15 protein-coding genes are annotated in these 15,312 nt (G+C 65.3%); 6 read left to right on the forward strand and 9 right to left on the reverse strand.

The window, feature by feature from the left end; all coding sequences use genetic code 11:
- Positions 1 to 14: 14 nt before the first annotated feature.
- Complete coding sequence (locus tag ACP5E6_RS07940) at positions 15 to 2,846, reverse strand: bifunctional transaldolase/phosoglucose isomerase (protein ID WP_427953561.1); 2,832 nt, start codon at positions 2,844 to 2,846, stop codon at positions 15 to 17.
- Positions 2,847 to 2,989: 143 nt separating this feature from the next.
- Positions 2,990 to 3,763: an ROK family protein gene (locus ACP5E6_RS07945; RefSeq protein ID WP_427953563.1), complete on the reverse strand. Its 774-nt coding sequence runs from the start codon at positions 3,761 to 3,763 to the stop codon at positions 2,990 to 2,992.
- 161 nt (positions 3,764 to 3,924) lie between these two features.
- On the opposite strand from ACP5E6_RS07945, the gene lepA reads away from it, so the two are divergent.
- Both lepA and ACP5E6_RS07955 read left to right on the forward strand, forming a co-directional pair.
- Positions 3,925 to 5,730, forward strand: coding sequence for a translation elongation factor 4 (gene lepA, locus ACP5E6_RS07950; protein ID WP_427953565.1), 1,806 nt, complete (start codon positions 3,925 to 3,927; stop codon positions 5,728 to 5,730).
- Positions 5,730 to 7,112: a DNA recombination protein RmuC gene (locus ACP5E6_RS07955; RefSeq protein ID WP_427953567.1), complete on the forward strand. Its 1,383-nt coding sequence runs from the start codon at positions 5,730 to 5,732 to the stop codon at positions 7,110 to 7,112. Before lepA ends, ACP5E6_RS07955 begins: the two co-directional genes overlap by 1 nt.
- A 29-nt stretch (positions 7,113 to 7,141) precedes the next feature.
- Here ACP5E6_RS07955 and ACP5E6_RS07960 read toward each other — a convergent pair whose 3' ends face one another.
- The 6 genes from ACP5E6_RS07960 to ACP5E6_RS07985 all read right to left on the reverse strand — a co-directional run bounded on the left by ACP5E6_RS07960 (position 7,142) and on the right by ACP5E6_RS07985 (position 12,516).
- The gene (locus ACP5E6_RS07960; RefSeq protein WP_427953569.1) at positions 7,142 to 8,344 is read right to left on the reverse strand and encodes an AAA family ATPase; all 1,203 of its coding nucleotides are present in this window, start codon (positions 8,342 to 8,344) and stop codon (positions 7,142 to 7,144) included.
- A gap of 24 nt (positions 8,345 to 8,368) precedes the next feature.
- The gene (locus ACP5E6_RS07965) at positions 8,369 to 8,929 is read right to left on the reverse strand and encodes an A24 family peptidase (RefSeq protein WP_427953571.1); all 561 of its coding nucleotides are present in this window, start codon (positions 8,927 to 8,929) and stop codon (positions 8,369 to 8,371) included.
- Positions 8,930 to 9,118: 189 nt separating this feature from the next.
- Positions 9,119 to 9,946, reverse strand: a complete 828-nt coding sequence (thiD, locus tag ACP5E6_RS07970) for a bifunctional hydroxymethylpyrimidine kinase/phosphomethylpyrimidine kinase (protein ID WP_427953573.1) — start codon at positions 9,944 to 9,946, stop codon at positions 9,119 to 9,121.
- A complete protein-coding gene (gene glmM, locus ACP5E6_RS07975; protein ID WP_427953575.1) occupies positions 9,947 to 11,329 on the reverse strand; it encodes a phosphoglucosamine mutase in 1,383 nt (460 codons plus the stop codon).
- A gap of 31 nt (positions 11,330 to 11,360) precedes the next feature.
- Positions 11,361 to 12,218 (reverse strand): dihydropteroate synthase, encoded by an 858-nt coding sequence (gene folP, locus ACP5E6_RS07980; RefSeq protein WP_427953577.1) that lies wholly within the window; start codon positions 12,216 to 12,218, stop codon positions 11,361 to 11,363.
- Between the two features lie 34 nt (positions 12,219 to 12,252).
- Positions 12,253 to 12,516, reverse strand: coding sequence for a hypothetical protein (locus tag ACP5E6_RS07985; protein WP_427953579.1), 264 nt, complete (start codon positions 12,514 to 12,516; stop codon positions 12,253 to 12,255).
- A 176-nt stretch (positions 12,517 to 12,692) separates the two neighbouring features.
- On the opposite strand from ACP5E6_RS07985, the gene ACP5E6_RS07990 reads away from it, so the two are divergent.
- The 4 genes from ACP5E6_RS07990 to ACP5E6_RS08005 are packed head-to-tail and all read left to right on the forward strand — an operon-like array spanning position 12,693 to position 15,032.
- Complete coding sequence (locus ACP5E6_RS07990; protein ID WP_427953583.1) at positions 12,693 to 13,568, forward strand: alpha/beta hydrolase; 876 nt, start codon at positions 12,693 to 12,695, stop codon at positions 13,566 to 13,568.
- Positions 13,569 to 13,577: 9 nt separating this feature from the next.
- The gene (locus ACP5E6_RS07995) at positions 13,578 to 14,243 is read left to right on the forward strand and encodes a glutathione S-transferase family protein (protein WP_427953585.1); all 666 of its coding nucleotides are present in this window, start codon (positions 13,578 to 13,580) and stop codon (positions 14,241 to 14,243) included.
- Positions 14,240 to 14,722, forward strand: coding sequence for a copper chaperone PCu(A)C (locus ACP5E6_RS08000; RefSeq protein WP_427953586.1), 483 nt, complete (start codon positions 14,240 to 14,242; stop codon positions 14,720 to 14,722). Before ACP5E6_RS07995 ends, ACP5E6_RS08000 begins: the two co-directional genes overlap by 4 nt.
- Before the next feature lie 10 nt (positions 14,723 to 14,732).
- On the forward strand, positions 14,733 to 15,032 hold the full coding sequence (locus tag ACP5E6_RS08005; RefSeq protein ID WP_427953588.1) for a 4a-hydroxytetrahydrobiopterin dehydratase: 300 nt from the start codon (positions 14,733 to 14,735) through the stop codon (positions 15,030 to 15,032).
- 80 nt (positions 15,033 to 15,112) lie between these two features.
- Here the strand turns inward: ACP5E6_RS08005 and ACP5E6_RS08010 are convergent.
- The coding region (locus ACP5E6_RS08010) for a hypothetical protein (RefSeq protein WP_427953590.1) at positions 15,113 to 15,312 on the reverse strand (200 nt) is incomplete at its 5' end.

Consider the following 15,312-nt stretch of genomic DNA (forward strand, 5'->3'; position numbering starts at 1 on the left):
GATCCGTTCGTTGGTTAGTGACATGCGTGATCGATGGCCTGGGCGAGATCGTGCAGGCCGGTGGCGACATCGTTCAGATGAACGCGCACCACCCGGCGGCCGCGCTCGACCAGAACGCTGAGATCGCCCTCCGCCTGGGCCGCCTTGACCTGGCCGAAACTGTAGCCGTGTCCGGGCACCGCCAGATCCTGCGAATCATCGGTGGTGATCTGAAGAAAGACGCCGCTGTTGGGTCCGCCCTTGTAGGCCTGGCCGGTGGAATGCAGGAACCGCGGGCCGAAGCCGAGGCAGGTGGCGACTTTGCGTGCGTCGCGCAGCCGCGCGCGGATCGATTGCAATGCCGCGATATGCGCCGGGTTTCGCTCGATATAGGCGAGAATTGCAATGTAATCGCCCGCGTGCGCGCGATCGAAATGGCGCTTGAGATAGGCCGAGAGCGTGTTGTGCCGGCCGAGCGCCTCGGCATTGTGCGGATCGGCGTGGAGCGCAAGACCGGCTTCGCGGAAGATCGGCTCGTCGTGAGGGGCGGCGCCGCCGTTCTCATAGGCGTCGGTCAGGGCGCGGGTCTTGATTTTGCTGGCCTCGACGTCGGGTTGATCGAACGGGTTGATGCCGATGATCGCGCCGGCGATCGCGGTTGCCATTTCCCAGCGGAAAAACTCCTGGCCGATATGCATCACGTCGCGCAGCGTGATGCGAACCACCGGGTGGCCAGCCTTGGCCAGTGCCGCGACATGCGCCGCCTGGGCTGGTTGTTCATCGCCCTCCAGGCACAGATAGGCGAACACGCGATCCTTGCCATAGACGCCGATGTCGCCAAGGGGTTCATCATCGATCGGCACCAGCCCCCTGCCCTGCTTGCCGGTGGATTCAGCGATCAGCTGCTCGAGCCACGCCCCGAGATCGGCGATCTTGGGCGAGGCGATGATCGTGACCTTGTCGCGTCTGAACTGGGTGGCGGCGGTGCCGAGCAACAGGCCGAGTTCGGCGCCGGGGTTCTGGTCCACCGGCACGCTGGCGCTGCAGGCTCTGACCATCTGCGCCGTCGTGGCAAGGAATGCTCCGACATCAATGCCGATGGCGGCGGCCGGCACGAGGCCGAATTTCGACAGGACGGAGTAGCGCCCGCCGATCGATTTCAGCCCGTGAAACAGATGCGCGAAATGATCGCTCTTCGCCTCATGCTCCATGGCCGACCCCGGATCGGTGACGGCGGTGAAATGCCGCGCCCAATCGGCCGCGCCGATGGTTTCGATCATGCGGGATTTGAAATAGGCGAGAAAAATATTGGGCTCCAGCGTCGAGCCTGATTTCGAGGAGACGATGAACATGGTTTTTTTCAGATCGAGCGCCGCTTCCAGGCTCCGGATCTGGGCCGGATCGGTCGAGTCGAGCATATGGAATGTCGGCCAGCCCGCCTGTGGACCGAAGCTTTTCGCCAGCACCTCCGGCCCGAGGCTCGAACCGCCCATGCCGAGCAGGGCGATATGGGTGAAACCGCCGGATTTGATCGATCCGGCGAAGCGATCCAGCGTGCCGATGCCGGCATGCTCGTGGCCGACGATATCGAGCCAGCCGAGCCATTTATCCTCATCGGTGGCGGTCCAGACCGATCGATCCCCGGCCCAGAGCTTGCGAATGGTGCCCTCGGCGAGCCAGCGCCGTGTGGTGTCGGCGAGGGCGGTCCGCAGGGTCTCGTCGGCCTCGATCGTTGCGTGGTTGAGCGGCACCAGCCCCGCGCGTTTCGCCGCGACGGCGCCGAGCAACTGATCGAACGCGGTGGCGAACTGGCGCACCCCGTCGGCAACCAGATCGGTGGTGACGGTTTCGATCGAGATGCCGCATTGTTCGAGCGATTTCATAACCGCCATGGCGCCGTCGAGATCATGTTCGATCGCATCGCGGGTGACCGTGCCATGGTCGCGAAACGCATCCATCGTGGCCGGCGGCATGGTGTTGACGGTATCGCGGCCGATCAGGGTTTCGACATAGAGCGTATCGGGGTAGGCGGGATTTTTCACGCTCGTCGAGGCCCAGAGCAGGCGCTGGGTGTGCGCGCCTTTGGCGGCCAGCGCGTTCCAGGCGGTGCCGGAAAACAGTTTTCGATAGGCGGCATAAGCGATTTTCGCGCTCGCGATCGCCGCCTTGCCGAGCAGCGGGCGCAACGCCGCCGCATCGCCGCCGGCATCGATCCTGTCCTGCAATTGCTTGTCGATGACATTGTCGATCCGGCTGATGAAAAAACTCGCGACGCTGCCGATTTTTGATATGTCGCCGCCCGTTGCCGCAAAATGTTCAAGACCGGCGATGTAGGCGCGGGCGACGTCTTGATAGACCGGCACGGCGAACAGCAGCGTGACGTTGATGGAGATCCCCTCGCCGATCAGGGTCTGGATTGCCGGAATCCCGGCGCGGGTCGCTGGCACCTTGATCATCAGATTGGGCCGGTTGACCGCCTTGTGCAGGCGGCGGGCCTCGGTGATGGTCGCTTCGGTGTCCATTGCGAGATAGGGCGAGACCTCGAGGCTGATGTATCCGTCGCGGCCCTTGGTCTCGTGATAGACCGTGAGCAGAACATCGGCCGCCGCCTGGATGTCGCCGATCGCGAGATGCTCATAGATCGCCATCGGATCGTGATCGCCGTGGCGAACGAAACTCTCGAAGGCGGCGCCGTATTCCGGCGCATGGGCGATGGCCTTCTCGAAAATCGACGGGTTGGACGTCACCCCCTTCAACCCGTCGTGCTCGATCATCCGCGCGAGATCGCCCCCCTCGATCAGGTTGCGCTGCACGAAATCGAGCCAGGGTGCCTGGCCGGCCGCAGCGAGTTGCTTGAGAGGGTTCATACGGGGTTCTCCTGGATCAAGTCGTGGATGAGGGGCATTGCGAGCGTATCGAGATCGGTCACGTCCGGCATCATCCGTGACGGCAGGTGGGGCGGCGGCGGCGTGAAGTCACGCCATGGCGCGCGGTGGTGACCGGATCGTGATCAGCCACGGCGCGGCACCACGCCATCCCACAGGCGCACGCCGCCGGTGATGCCGGTTTCGTTGGAAACCAGATGCACATCGGCCGGCAAGGCGAAGCCGATCGCCGAGACATTGCCGCCGCCGATGAACATGAGGTCGAAATTGACCAGGACGCGCAGGGCATCGATGGTGCGTAAGACGTGTTTGTTCCATTTCTTGAGACCATCGCGGAGCAGCGCGTCATGCCCGACGAAATGGTCGTAGCTGCGCTTCTTGAAGGCGACGTGCTGGCCGAGCTCGAGATGGGGTGCGGCTTGACCGTCCATGAAAAGGGCGAAACCCATGCCGGTCCCGAGCGTGATGGTACATTCCAGCCCGCGCCCGGCGATCGCGCCGAGGCCCTGTACCGTCGCATCGTTCGCGAGGCGCACCGGACGGCGCAGCCGCGCGGCGAGATGATCGGCCAGTTTGAAACCATGCCACGACAGATTTCCGAGATTGGGCGCGGTCAGCACCGTGCCGCCGCGCGTGGCGCCGGGGAAGCCGACCGATACGCGGTCGAAACCGCCGAGCGGCGCGATCAGGGCGCTGATGGCATCGACGATCACGGCCGGCGGTTGCCCGATCGGAGTCGTGATCCGCTCGTAATTCGTCAGCAGCGCGCTATCCGGGGCGACCAGCGCCGCTTTGATATGACTGCCGCCGATGTCGATTCCCAATGTCACCGGGTCAGACGCGACAAGATCGGGCGGTGTGTCGCCGGTCGGGGCGGTGTGCGGATGCGGATGGTCCATGCGTCACTCTCCGGGTTGCATCCCGTCCCGCCGATGTGGCGCGCGCGATCGACAGTTTCAATCGCACAGCGAAACTCTCGCATAAACCCCGCGGTGTTCGAAACCCCGGCGCCGCCGCATGTGGCGCTGACACGATGTGGTTTTTCGACTAAGGATGTCGGATGACCTCGACCCCCACTGAACTGATCCGCAATTTTTCGATCATCGCCCATATCGACCATGGTAAATCCACCCTGGCGGACCGGCTGATCCAGGCCACCGGCGCGCTCACCGCGCGCGAAATGACCGAGCAGGTGCTCGACAATATGGATATCGAAAAAGAGCGCGGCATCACCATCAAGGCGCAGACGGTGCGGCTGAGCTATCCGGCCAAGGACGGCAAGACCTATATTCTCAATCTGATGGACACGCCCGGCCATGTCGATTTCGCCTATGAGGTGAGCCGCTCGCTCGCCGCCTGCGAAGGCTCGCTGCTGGTGGTCGATGCCTCGCAGGGCGTCGAGGCGCAGACTCTCGCCAATGTGTATCAGGCGATCGACGCCAATCACGAGATTGTCCCGGTGCTCAATAAAATCGACCTGCCGGCGGCGGAGCCCGACCGGGTGAAGCAGCAGATCGAGGACGTGATCGGGCTCGACGCATCGGATGCGCTGGAAATCTCGGCCAAGACCGGGCTGAACATCGACACCGTGCTGGAAGCGCTGGTCACCCGCCTGCCCCCGCCGGTCGGCGATGAAAACGCGCCGCTGACCGCCCTGCTCGTCGATAGCTGGTATGACCAGTATCTCGGCGTGATCATCCTGGTGCGAATCAAGAACGGCCGGCTGCGCAAGGGCATGAAGATCCGCATGATGTCGTCCGGTTCGGTCCACACGGTCGAACAGGTCGGCGTGTTCGCGCCGAAACTGCGGCCCGAGACGGATCTGGGACCGGGCGAGATCGGGTTCATCACCGCCGCGATCAAAACCGTCGCCGATTGCAACGTAGGCGACACGATCACCGACGATCGGCACCCCGCGCTCGAGGCCCTGCCCGGCTTCAAACCCTCGATCCCGGTGGTCTGGTGCGGGCTGTACCCGGTCGATGCCGATGATTTCGAGAAATTGCGCGAAAGCCTCGGCCGGCTGCGGCTGAACGACGCCAGTTTCCACTACGAGGCGGAAACCTCGGCCGCCCTCGGCTTCGGCTTCCGCTGCGGTTTTCTCGGCCTGCTGCACCTCGAGATCGTGCAGGAACGCCTCTCCCGCGAGTTCGACCTCGACCTGATCGCAACCGCACCCTCCGTGGTCTATCGCCTGACCAAGACCAACGGCGAGACCATGGATCTGCACAATCCGGCCGATATGCCGGACGGCTCGCTAATCGATCATATCGAGGAGCCGTGGATCAAGGCGACCATCATGGTGCCGGATGATTATCTCGGTGCCGTGCTCACTCTGTGCAACGAGCGGCGCGGCCATCAGGTCGATCTCACCTATGTCGGCAACCGCGCGATGGCGGTGTATCGTCTGCCGCTGAACGAGGTGGTGTTCGATTTCTACGACCGGCTGAAATCGATCTCGCGCGGCTATGCGAGTTTCGATTATCAGATGGATAATTACGTCGAAAGCGACCTCGCCAAAATCTCGATTCTGGTCAATCTCGAACCGGTCGATGCGCTCTCGTTCATCGCGCATAAATCGGTCGCGGAAACCCGCGGCCGGGCGATCTGCGCCAAGCTGAAGGATCTGATCCCCAAGCAATTGTTCAAAATCGCGATCCAGGCCGCGATCGGCGGCCGGGTGATCGCGCGCGAGACCATCAGCGCCCTGTCGAAGGACGTGACGGCGAAATGCTACGGCGGCGACATCTCCCGCAAGCGCAAGCTGCTCGATAAACAAAAAGAGGGCAAAAAGCGGATGCGCCAGTTCGGCAAGGTCGAAATCCCGCAATCGGCCTTCCTCGCCGCGCTGAAAATGGACGCCTGATGCTGCCGATCGAGGCGGGGCTGGCCGTGATCGGCCTGCTGCTGGTGATCGTTCTCATCCTCCTGCTCAGCCAGGCGCGACGGCTGGCCGCGCTCGAAACTCTGCCCGCCGCCATGGCCGAACCGGCGCGGGCAGCGCTCGCGGGCGGGATCGATCGGTTGCAGGACGGCGCGCGGACCCAGGCGGAGCATCTGGCGCGCAGTTTCGGCACGATTAACGGCACCATCGCCGATCTGTCGCTGCTGGTCACGCAAAAGCTGGGCGAGGCTGAAAACGCCGCCCAATCCGGCCGCGCCCAGGCGCTGAGCGAAACCCTGGCGGTGATCGCGCGGCTGACCGAAAGCCAGACCGGCCTCGCCGACCGGGTCAGCCGCGATCTCGCCGGCGTCTCGGTCGCGCTGCGCGATGAGCAGGAGAAACTCCGCGCCCAGGTCGAGGCCAAGCTCGAGACCATTCGCGTCGGCAACGAGGCCAAGCTCGAAGCGATGCGCGCGGCGGTCGATGAACAATTGCAATCCGCCCTCGAAAAGCGGATCGGCGAGAGTTTCCAGCGCGTCTCCGAGCAATTCGCCCAGGTGCAGCAGGCGATCGGCCAGGTGCAGAACGTCGCAGTGCAGGTCGGCGACCTGAAGCGCCTGTTCGCCAACGTGAAATCACGCGGCGGCTGGGGCGAGGCGCAGATCCGCCAGACCATGGAGGACACGCTGCCGCCGGGCACGTTCGAGGCGAATTTCAAACCCGACCCCAATAGCGGCGAGACCGTGGAATTCGCGCTGCGCATGCCGGTGCGCGAAGGCGATTCGCCGGTCTATCTGCCGATCGATGCGAAATTCCCGACCGAGGATTACGACCGGCTGCTGCTCGCCGCCGAAGCGGGCGACCGGGTGGCCGAAGAGGCGGCGATCACGGCGCTCGCCGCACGGATCAGGTTCGAGGCAAAAAAAATCGCGCAGAAATACATCCGCCCGCCCCGCACCACCGATATCGGGATTCTGTATTTGCCGAGTGAGGGGTTGTTTGCGGAAGTGGCGCGGATTCCCGGCCTGATCGAGACGATCCAGCGTGAAACGAAAGTCCTGATCCAGAGCCCGAGCCTGCTACCCGCCCTTCTCCATACCATTCGCGTTGGGCATTTTACCGTCCAACTCGAGCGCAAGGCCGGGGAGATCGGGAAGATTCTCGGTGCGGTGAAGGCGGAATGGGGTAAACTCGGCGAGAGTATCGACACGTTGGCCAAACGGGCGAGCGCCCTGACCGGTGACATCGACAAGACCCAGGTTCGTATCCGCGCCGTCGGTCGCACGCTGCGGGAGATCGAAGCGGTGGATTACACGGCGGCGGCACCGATGCTTGGCGTGGATATCGCCACCGACGAGGCATGATCCGGCGCAACCGCCAGTCCCCGATCACCTCATGGTTTTCGACCCGGCTCGAACCCGACTTCGCGCGAGAGATCGTGAATCACGCGGGCCAATGCTCCCTTGCCGACGCCGCTGAATTTGCCGCTCGCGGTGAGGCTGGCGAAGCATTTGGGGAGTTCCGGAATGGCAATATCCACCTTGCGCTTCAGGGCCTCCTCGATCGGTTTACGCTTCAATCCGCCCGGTCTTCCTTCGTGGTTGAGCACGATGGTTGGTCGTTGCGGCTGTCCCGGATTGTTGGGAATTGCCAGTAATCGCAGCGTGTCGCGCAGCGCCGCCACGCTGGGATCGAGCACGATGACGCGGTGATGCGTCAGTTCAAGCAATTCCCGCTGCGAGGCGATCGGCAGGAACGGCAGGTCGACGATAACGAAATTGAAGCGGAATCGCACCGCATCGATGATCCGCCGTGCGTTGCCGGCAATCGCATTCGGATTGGCCCCAGGGTCCGGCGGCGAGTCGAGAACATAAAGCCGGTTCTGGACCGCCACCGCTGCGGCGAGAATCGCCTCCTGGCCATGATCGAGCGGGTCGGCCAGAAAATCGCGCAGTGCGGGTTGCGACGTGACGCCGAACAGGTCCGATGCCGCGCCGATGAATGGATCGGCATCGAGCAACAGCGTGTGGCGATTGGAATCGACCCCGAGGAACCACGCCAGCGCGCTGGCGATGGTGCTGGCGCCGACGCCCCCACGCGCGCCGGTGATCGCGATCACCCGGCCACCGCGCGTCGAGTCGCCGATATGAACGTCATTGGTGATCAACGCGGCGAAGTACCGCGCCACCATCTCCCGCGTGATCGGCTTGAAGATATAGTCAACAGCGCCGATGCGGCGATTGATCGAACGATAGAGTTCGACATCGTCGATATCGCCAAGCACCAGAACATTGACCGATGGTTCGATCACGTCGCAAAGTTCGACGAGGGATTGCAACGGCCGATCGTCACCCGCGATGTCCACCACCAGAATCTGCGGCGCCGCCATCCGCATCATGGCGGCGATCGCGGCTTTGACGGTGCCTCGCCTGATGTCCGCTGTGTTGGGGATGCCGTTCTGGCCAAGGTCGTTCAAACCATCCCGCAGCACGGTCTCGCTCGCGGCATCGGTCACGAAGCCGAGCACGGTAAGCTGGTCGGGCCGGCCGATCCGACCGGCGGCGACGCTGCCGCGCGAAATCTGGGTTTCACTCATCGGTCGGCTCCCGCCATGTGATCATCAACCGTGTCCCGATGGCCAGACGGTGATCAGGGCTGACAGCGCAATCGCGACGCCATAGGGGATCGAACCGCCACGGCGGGCCCGCCATTGCTCGACGCGCCAGACCCGGCGCAACCAGAAAACCGCTCGGCCGGACGTGATCGTGGCAGGCGGCGCGGGGTTCGCCGCGTTGCGGCGCGACCGGAGGCGGATCACGGCGCGCAGCACCAGATAGGCCACCGCCACGACGCCGCCGAGCAGGATCACCCGCAACGAGAACGTGCCCTGCGAGGCGATTTTTGGCGGAACCAGCAGCGAACAGGCGGTCCAGAGTTTCACGTCGCCCCCGCCGAGCAGCCGCAACATCCACGCCCCGGTCAGGATCATGAAAATGACCGCGGCGACCAGCAACCCCTGCCCCAGATCATGCGCGGCGAGGCGAAGCGGCACCGCCAGCGCCGCAACCGCGAGGCTCAGGCGATTGGGGATGAGCCGCACCGAAACATCGCAGAATGCCGCATAGAGCAGACATGACGCCACGATCGCCAGCCAGGCGCCGATCAGATCGGTCGTACTCACGCCGCCTCCGCCGGTGCGGGAGCGGCCGGTGCGACATCAGGCGACGCGCCGCGTGGTTGCACTTGGTGCACGGGGTGCGCGGAGTGCACCGGTGCCGTGACCAGGGTCAGGACTACTACCAGGATCAAACCAAAGGCCAGGATCGTCGGACCAATCATGGCACCGGGATAGTCGGAAAAGGTTAAGACATTATGTTTGAGCGACGGTAAAACGACAGTCGAGATCTCCTCGCGCCATCGCGTGACCCATCGGGCCGTGGCCGCTGCCGAAGTCCGGCGCCGCGCGCAGGGATTGTTGCAGGAAGCGCTGCGCGAGACCGATCGCGTCCGGCACCGCGAGGCCGCGACCAAGACCGAGCGCGATCGCGCTCGCCAAGGTGCAGCCGGTGCCGTGGGTATGACGCGTTGCGATGCGCCGCTGGTGGAACGCGATGTCATGGTCACGGCTGACCAGATGATCGATCAGGTCATCCCCCTCGAAATGCCCGCCCTTGATCAGCACGGCGCGGGCGCCGCGTTCGCACAGGAGGCGCCCGGCGGCGATGGCGTCGGCCGGGGTGGTCACCGTCACGCCGGACAGGATCGCCGCTTCGTGACGATTGGGGGTGATCAGCGCGACCATCGGCATCAGATCATGCAGCAGGATCGCAATCGCGTCATCGTCGAGCAGCGGGGTGCCGCTGGTCGAGGCGAGCACGGGATCGAGCACGATCGGCACGCCGGATGCGGCCTGGGCCAGGGCGCGCGCCACCGCCGCCGCCATCGCGGCACTGCCCAGCATGCCGAGCTTGACGGCATCGACTCCAATATCCGCGATCACCATGCCGATCGCCGTTTCGGTGAGCGCGGGCGGAACCGGCGCGATCGCGCGGATCGCGACGGTATCCTGCGCGGTGACGGCGGTGATCGCGGTCATGGCGTAGCCGCCGAGGGCGGTGATGGTCTTGATGTCCGCCTCGATCCCGGCGCCGCCGCTGCTGTCGGACCCGCCGATCGCAAGGATGCGCGGCGGTTTCATTCAGGCGACGATGCGGAGGGATGCCGCCTCGATCACCGCGCAGAGGTCATCGACGATGGACACGATCATGGTTTCGTCCTCGCCCTCCGCCATCACGCGGATCAGCGGCTCGGTGCCCGATGCGCGGATCAGAAGGCGCCCGGTGCTGGCGAGGCGTTGTTCGGCGTCGCGCGTGGCGGCGGCGACCGCGGGGTCAAGAAGCGGCGATGCGCCGTGGTAGCGCACATTGCGCAGCCGTTGCGGCAGGGGTTTGAACGGCCGGCAGACGTCACTGGCCGACCTGCCGTCACGCACCAGCACCGCGAGCACCTGAAGCGCGGCGATCAGGCCATCGCCGGTGGTGGCGAAATCGGACAGGATGACATGGCCCGATTGCTCGCCGCCGAGGTTGAGGCCGCGCGCGCGCATGGCTTCGGCGACGTAGCGATCGCCAACAGCGGTGCGGTGCAGGTCGAGCCCGATCGATGCGAGGTAGCGTTCGAGGCCGAGATTGGACATCACCGTGGCGACAACCGACGTGCCGGAGAGGCGATTGTCGGCCTGGAAGGCGCGGGCGATCAGCGCGAGGACCTGATCGCCATCGATGATGCTGCCGCGTTCATCGACCAGGATGACCCGATCGGCATCGCCATCGAGCGCGATGCCGAGATGGGCGCGATGTTCGACCACGGCGGCGGAGAGAAAGCCGGGAACCGTGGAGCCGCATTCCTTGTTGATGTTGAAACCATCCGGGTTGATGCCGAGCGGGATCACCTCGGCGCCCAGTTCCCACAGCGCGGCGGGGGCAACTTTGTAGGCGGCGCCGTTCGCGCAATCGAGCACGACGCGCAGCCCATCGAGCCGCAGGCCGCGCGGCAGGCTGGATTTCGCGGATTCGATGTAGCGCCCGCCGGCATCGACCAGCCGGACCGCGCGGCCGAGGGCAGAGGCGCCGGCGAGACGCTCGCTGAGGTCCTGCGCCATCAGGGCTTCGATTTCGGCTTCGGTCTCATCGGAGAGTTTGGCGCCATCGGGGCCGAATAGTTTAATACCATTGTCCTCGAACGGGTTGTGCGAGGCGGAGATGACGACGCCGAGATCGGCGCGCAGGCTGCGGGTGAGCATGGCGATCGCCGGGGTTGGCAGCGGACCGGCGAGGGTGACGTCCATGCCGGCGCCGATAAAGCCTGCGGTGAGCGCGGGTTCGAGCATGTAGCCGGACAGGCGGGTGTCCTTGCCGATGATGACCTGGTGACGGTAATTGCCCCGGGTGAACAGCAGCCCGGCCGCCTGACCGAGTTTGAGCGCGATTTCCGCGGTCATCGGCGCGACGTTGGCGCGGCCCCGGATACCATCGGTGCCGAATAGCCGGCGGGTGTGGGTTTGGGGGGCGAGATGGTTCATGGGCCGAGCGAAGTCCTTTTCGTTGCGGGAATCAAGCCGGTTCCAACGCACGCCACACGCGCAGCGCCTGGATCGTGCCAGCGACGTCATGCACCCGCACGATGGCAGCACCATGGCGGATCGCATAGATCGCCGCCGCGATCGAGCCTGGATCACGCTGCCGCGGGTCGGGCTGCTGCGTGAGGTCGCCGATGAAGCGTTTACGCGAGACGCCGACCAGGATCGCGTGACCGAGCGCACAGAAGCGATCGAGCGCGCGCAGGAGCGCGATATTCTGGGCGCCGGTTTTGGCGAAGCCGAAGCCGGGATCGAGCGCGATCGCGGCAGGGTCGATCCCGGCGGCGCAGGCGGCATCGCGGCGGGAGGTTAATTCATCGGCCACGTCGCGCACCAGATCGGTGTAATGGGCCTGGGCGTTCATCGTCGCCGGGGTGCCGCGCATATGCATCAGCACCACGGGGCAGCGGCGTTGCGCGAGCAGGGTTGCCGCCGCCGGGTCGTGACGCAGGGCAGAGACGTCGTTGATGATGCGGGCGCCGGCATCGAGTGCCGCTGCCATGGTGGCGGCGTTACGTGTGTCGATCGAGATCACGGGGGGCGACGATCCGGGACCTTGGGTGGCGATGAGGGCGCGGAGCACCGGCATGATCCGGTCGATCTCGGTTGCCGGATCGACCGGTGCGGCACCTGGACGGGTCGATTCGCCGCCGATGTCGATGATGTCGGCACCGGCGGCGAGCATCGCGCGGGCCTGGGCGATCGCGCCATCGGCATCGGCCGCGGTGCTTGAGAAACTATCCGGCGTGACGTTGACGATGCCCATTACCAGCGGCGATGTCAGGCGGAATCCGGCCCAGCTGCGGGGGGTGGCGGCTTGAAATTTGACCATGCGCCGCGATAGCCGGATTCTGCGGTGACGCCAATCAGAGCGCGGGTAGGCTGACACCGGCGGCCGAGGCCGCACTGCTCGCGGCGGTGCTGCCGCCGAACGGGGATTGCGACGCGAAGGGTGACATGCCCTGGCCGTGGTGATGCGTGCCGGTGTTGCTGGTGACGCCGTGGTTGGTGGCCTGGAGTTGCGCCAGGGTCGCCTGGAGGGCGGCGCCGAAACTGGGCTTCGCACTCGACGCCTGGCCGCCGCTGTAGGCGATGGGCTGGGATGCCGAGGCATTGATGGGGATGATCATCGATCGAACTCCTGGGATGGGTGATTTTTTTGGGTAGGCAAGCGGTGGCTTTGCAGATAACGTGCCAATGCCGGTTCGACGGGACGCTTCACTTCGTCGCGCGGAAGGCCCGGCGGAAACGACCCACCCGGCAGAATGTGCCGGGCAGGAATTGCCGATCCATTGAAATGCCGGGAATGAAGCTGCCGCGCCAGATCGATCTGCTGAACCTGTTCGCACCGCGCTACGGCACCGAGGTGACGCGCGATGTGGCGTATGGGCCGGCCCCGTATCACCGGCTCGATATCTATCGGCCGGCGCAGGCGGGGCGGCGGGCGTTGCCGGTGGTGATTTTTTTTTACGGCGGATCATGGCAGAGCGGCGCGCGCGGGGATTACCGGTTCGTCGGCGCGGCGCTGGCGCGGCTGGGATTGATCGTGGCGGTGCCGGATTACCGGCTGTATCCGGACGTGCGCTATCCGGATTTCCTGCATGACGCGGCGCTGGCGACGGCGTGGGTGATCGGGCAGATCGGCGATTATGGTGGCGATGCGCGATCGGTGTTCGTTGCCGGACATTCCGCCGGCGCCTATCTGGCGCTGATGCTGGCGCTGGATGGTTCGTATCTCACGGGCGCGGGGTCCGACCGTGGCGTGCTCGCCGGGGCGATCGGACTGGCGGGGCCGTATGATTTCCTGCCGATCACCGGGGCGGTGTATCGGCGGATCTTCGGCGGGGCGGCGGATCTGATCAGGACGCAGCCGATCGCGCATGTCGATGGCGATGCGCCGCCGACCCTGCTGCTGTCCGGCGCGCGGGACCGGCTGGTGGCACCGGCCAATACCGCCTCGCTCGCGGCACGGTTGCGCGCGGCGGGGGCGAGCGTCGATACCAGGATTTATCCCGGCGTCGGCCATATCCGGCTGCTGCTCGCGACGCTGCCGCCGCTGAGCCTGGGGACGCCGGTGCTGGGTGATATCGCGAGGTTCATCAGCGGCGTCATGGCGACACGGGCGATCGCCGATCCGGTCGGACGGCGGCCGGATATGGCGGGGCGTGACAATCCGGGCTAGGCTTGCGCCATGAGTACGTCAGGCAATGTTTTATATCTCGGTAACCGGCGGTATTCCTCGTGGTCGCTGCGCGGCTGGCTTGCGGTGCAGGGCGCGGGGCTTGCGGTGAGCGAGCAGGTGATCCCGCTGAACGGGGGGCAGACGCCGGCGGTGCGGGCGGTCTCGCCGTCCGGCTTCGTGCCGGTGCTGGCGCACGACGGGGCGCGGATCTGGGACAGTCTCGCCATTGTGGAATATTGCGCCGAGATCAACCGGGCGCTGTGGCCGGCGGACCGGATCGCGCGGGGCCATGCGCGGTCGATCAGTGCCGAGATGCACAGCGGGTTTCGCGACCTGCGGATCGCGATGCCGATGAATTGCTGCCGGGTGTTTCCCGGACGGGGCGTCACCCCGGCGAGTAGCGCGGATATTGCGCGGATCGAGGCGATCTGGGCTGATACGCGGGCGCGGTTCGGCGCGGGCGGGGCGTTTTTGTTCGGCGCGGATTTCACCGGGGCGGATATCATGTTCGCGCCGGTCGTCGCGCGGTTTCTGACCTATCAGCCGGTGTTGAGTGCGACGTCGCACGCGTATATGGCGGCGGTGCGCGCGCATCCTGATCTGGTTGCCTGGTATGATGCCGCCGCCGCTGAGCCCGATGCCTGGATGCTTGCCAAATATGAGGAGGCCGCATGATCCGTCGCCTGATCGTCCCCGCTCTCATCACCGCGATCGTTGCGTCGGTGCCGGGCGCGACCGCCCTGGCGCAGTCCGGATCGGCGGTGCCGGCGGGCATCACGCTCGATCACGGCTGGACCGTTGTGACGACCGCTCCCGGCCGGACGACCCCGGCCTATTTCAGTATCCATAACGCCGGCACCACGCCGGATACGCTGGTCTCGACGACCTGCCCGATCGCGCATCACACGCTGATGCTCGATGCCGCCGGCGCGCCGCTCGGCGCGATGGCGATCAAGCCGGGCCAGACCGTGACATTGGCGCCGGGCGGGGTTCACCTGATGCTGCAACAGAACCGGTTCCGGTTCTATACCCATGCGATGATCCCGTGCAGCGTCGATTTTCTGAACGCGGGCAAGATTATTTTGTATCTGCATGTCGAGGCGGACGGTTCGACCGGTTTCGAGCCGGCGCGCCGGCCGATCGTGAAGAATTGAGGGGACGAGGATGATTGCGAAACTGACCGATGCCGAGCGGGCCGCTCTGGTCGATCTGCTGCCGTCCTGGGGTTTTGCGCCGCGCGGCGCGGGCGATCGCGACGCGATCGAACGGACTTTCGTGTTTCGGGATTTTTCGGAGGCGTTCGGGTTCATGACCCGGGTGGCGTTGCTCGCGGAGCGGCATGATCATCATCCGGAATGGTCGAATGTGTATAATCGGGTGTCGATCACGCTCTCGACCCATGATGCGGGCGGGTTGTCGGTGCGCGATATCAAGCTGGCCGAGGCAATCGACATGCTCGGCTGAGGCTGCGGGACGGCGCCTTCTGTGCTGCGCCGATTTTGTTGCGATATCGTAACGAATTATGCGTGCGAAAGCGGTTGGGGTCAGCGGGATTTTTTAACGATCGCCGGAACGGGGATGAAATAATGATTGCCGGGGCCGAGCGGCGGCGGGGTTGAGGTGATCGGCGGGAAGCTCGGTCCGGGGTGCTGCGGACGCGCGGCGCGCGCGGGTCGGGGACGCGCGGGGCGGGGACGCGCGGGTCTGGAACGCACGGGGCGGGGACGGTGCAGATAGGCGGGCG

Source organism: Acidiphilium sp., assembly GCF_049977125.1.
Taxonomy (GTDB): Bacteria; Pseudomonadota; Alphaproteobacteria; order Acetobacterales; family Acetobacteraceae; genus Acidiphilium.

Excerpts from the sequence above, each read along its gene's own strand:
- lepA (WP_427953565.1), top strand. The coding sequence starts at position 3,925 with ATGACCTCGACCCCCACTGAACTGATCCGCAATTTTTCGATCATCGCC.
- thiD (WP_427953573.1), bottom strand. The coding sequence starts at position 9,946 with ATGAAACCGCCGCGCATCCTTGCGATCGGCGGGTCCGACAGCAGCGGC.
- ACP5E6_RS07960 (WP_427953569.1), bottom strand. The coding sequence starts at position 8,344 with ATGAGTGAAACCCAGATTTCGCGCGGCAGCGTCGCCGCCGGTCGGATC.
- glmM (WP_427953575.1), bottom strand. The coding sequence starts at position 11,329 with ATGAACCATCTCGCCCCCCAAACCCACACCCGCCGGCTATTCGGCACC.
- ACP5E6_RS07955 (WP_427953567.1), top strand. The coding sequence starts at position 5,730 with ATGCTGCCGATCGAGGCGGGGCTGGCCGTGATCGGCCTGCTGCTGGTG.
- ACP5E6_RS08005 (WP_427953588.1), top strand. The coding sequence starts at position 14,733 with ATGATTGCGAAACTGACCGATGCCGAGCGGGCCGCTCTGGTCGATCTG.
- ACP5E6_RS07995 (WP_427953585.1), top strand. The coding sequence starts at position 13,578 with ATGAGTACGTCAGGCAATGTTTTATATCTCGGTAACCGGCGGTATTCC.
- ACP5E6_RS07990 (WP_427953583.1), top strand. The coding sequence starts at position 12,693 with ATGAAGCTGCCGCGCCAGATCGATCTGCTGAACCTGTTCGCACCGCGC.
- folP (WP_427953577.1), bottom strand. The coding sequence starts at position 12,218 with ATGGTCAAATTTCAAGCCGCCACCCCCCGCAGCTGGGCCGGATTCCGC.
- ACP5E6_RS07985 (WP_427953579.1), bottom strand. The coding sequence starts at position 12,516 with ATGATCATCCCCATCAATGCCTCGGCATCCCAGCCCATCGCCTACAGC.
- ACP5E6_RS07945 (WP_427953563.1), bottom strand. The coding sequence starts at position 3,763 with ATGGACCATCCGCATCCGCACACCGCCCCGACCGGCGACACACCGCCC.
- ACP5E6_RS08000 (WP_427953586.1), top strand. The coding sequence starts at position 14,240 with ATGATCCGTCGCCTGATCGTCCCCGCTCTCATCACCGCGATCGTTGCG.
- ACP5E6_RS07940 (WP_427953561.1), bottom strand. The coding sequence starts at position 2,846 with ATGAACCCTCTCAAGCAACTCGCTGCGGCCGGCCAGGCACCCTGGCTC.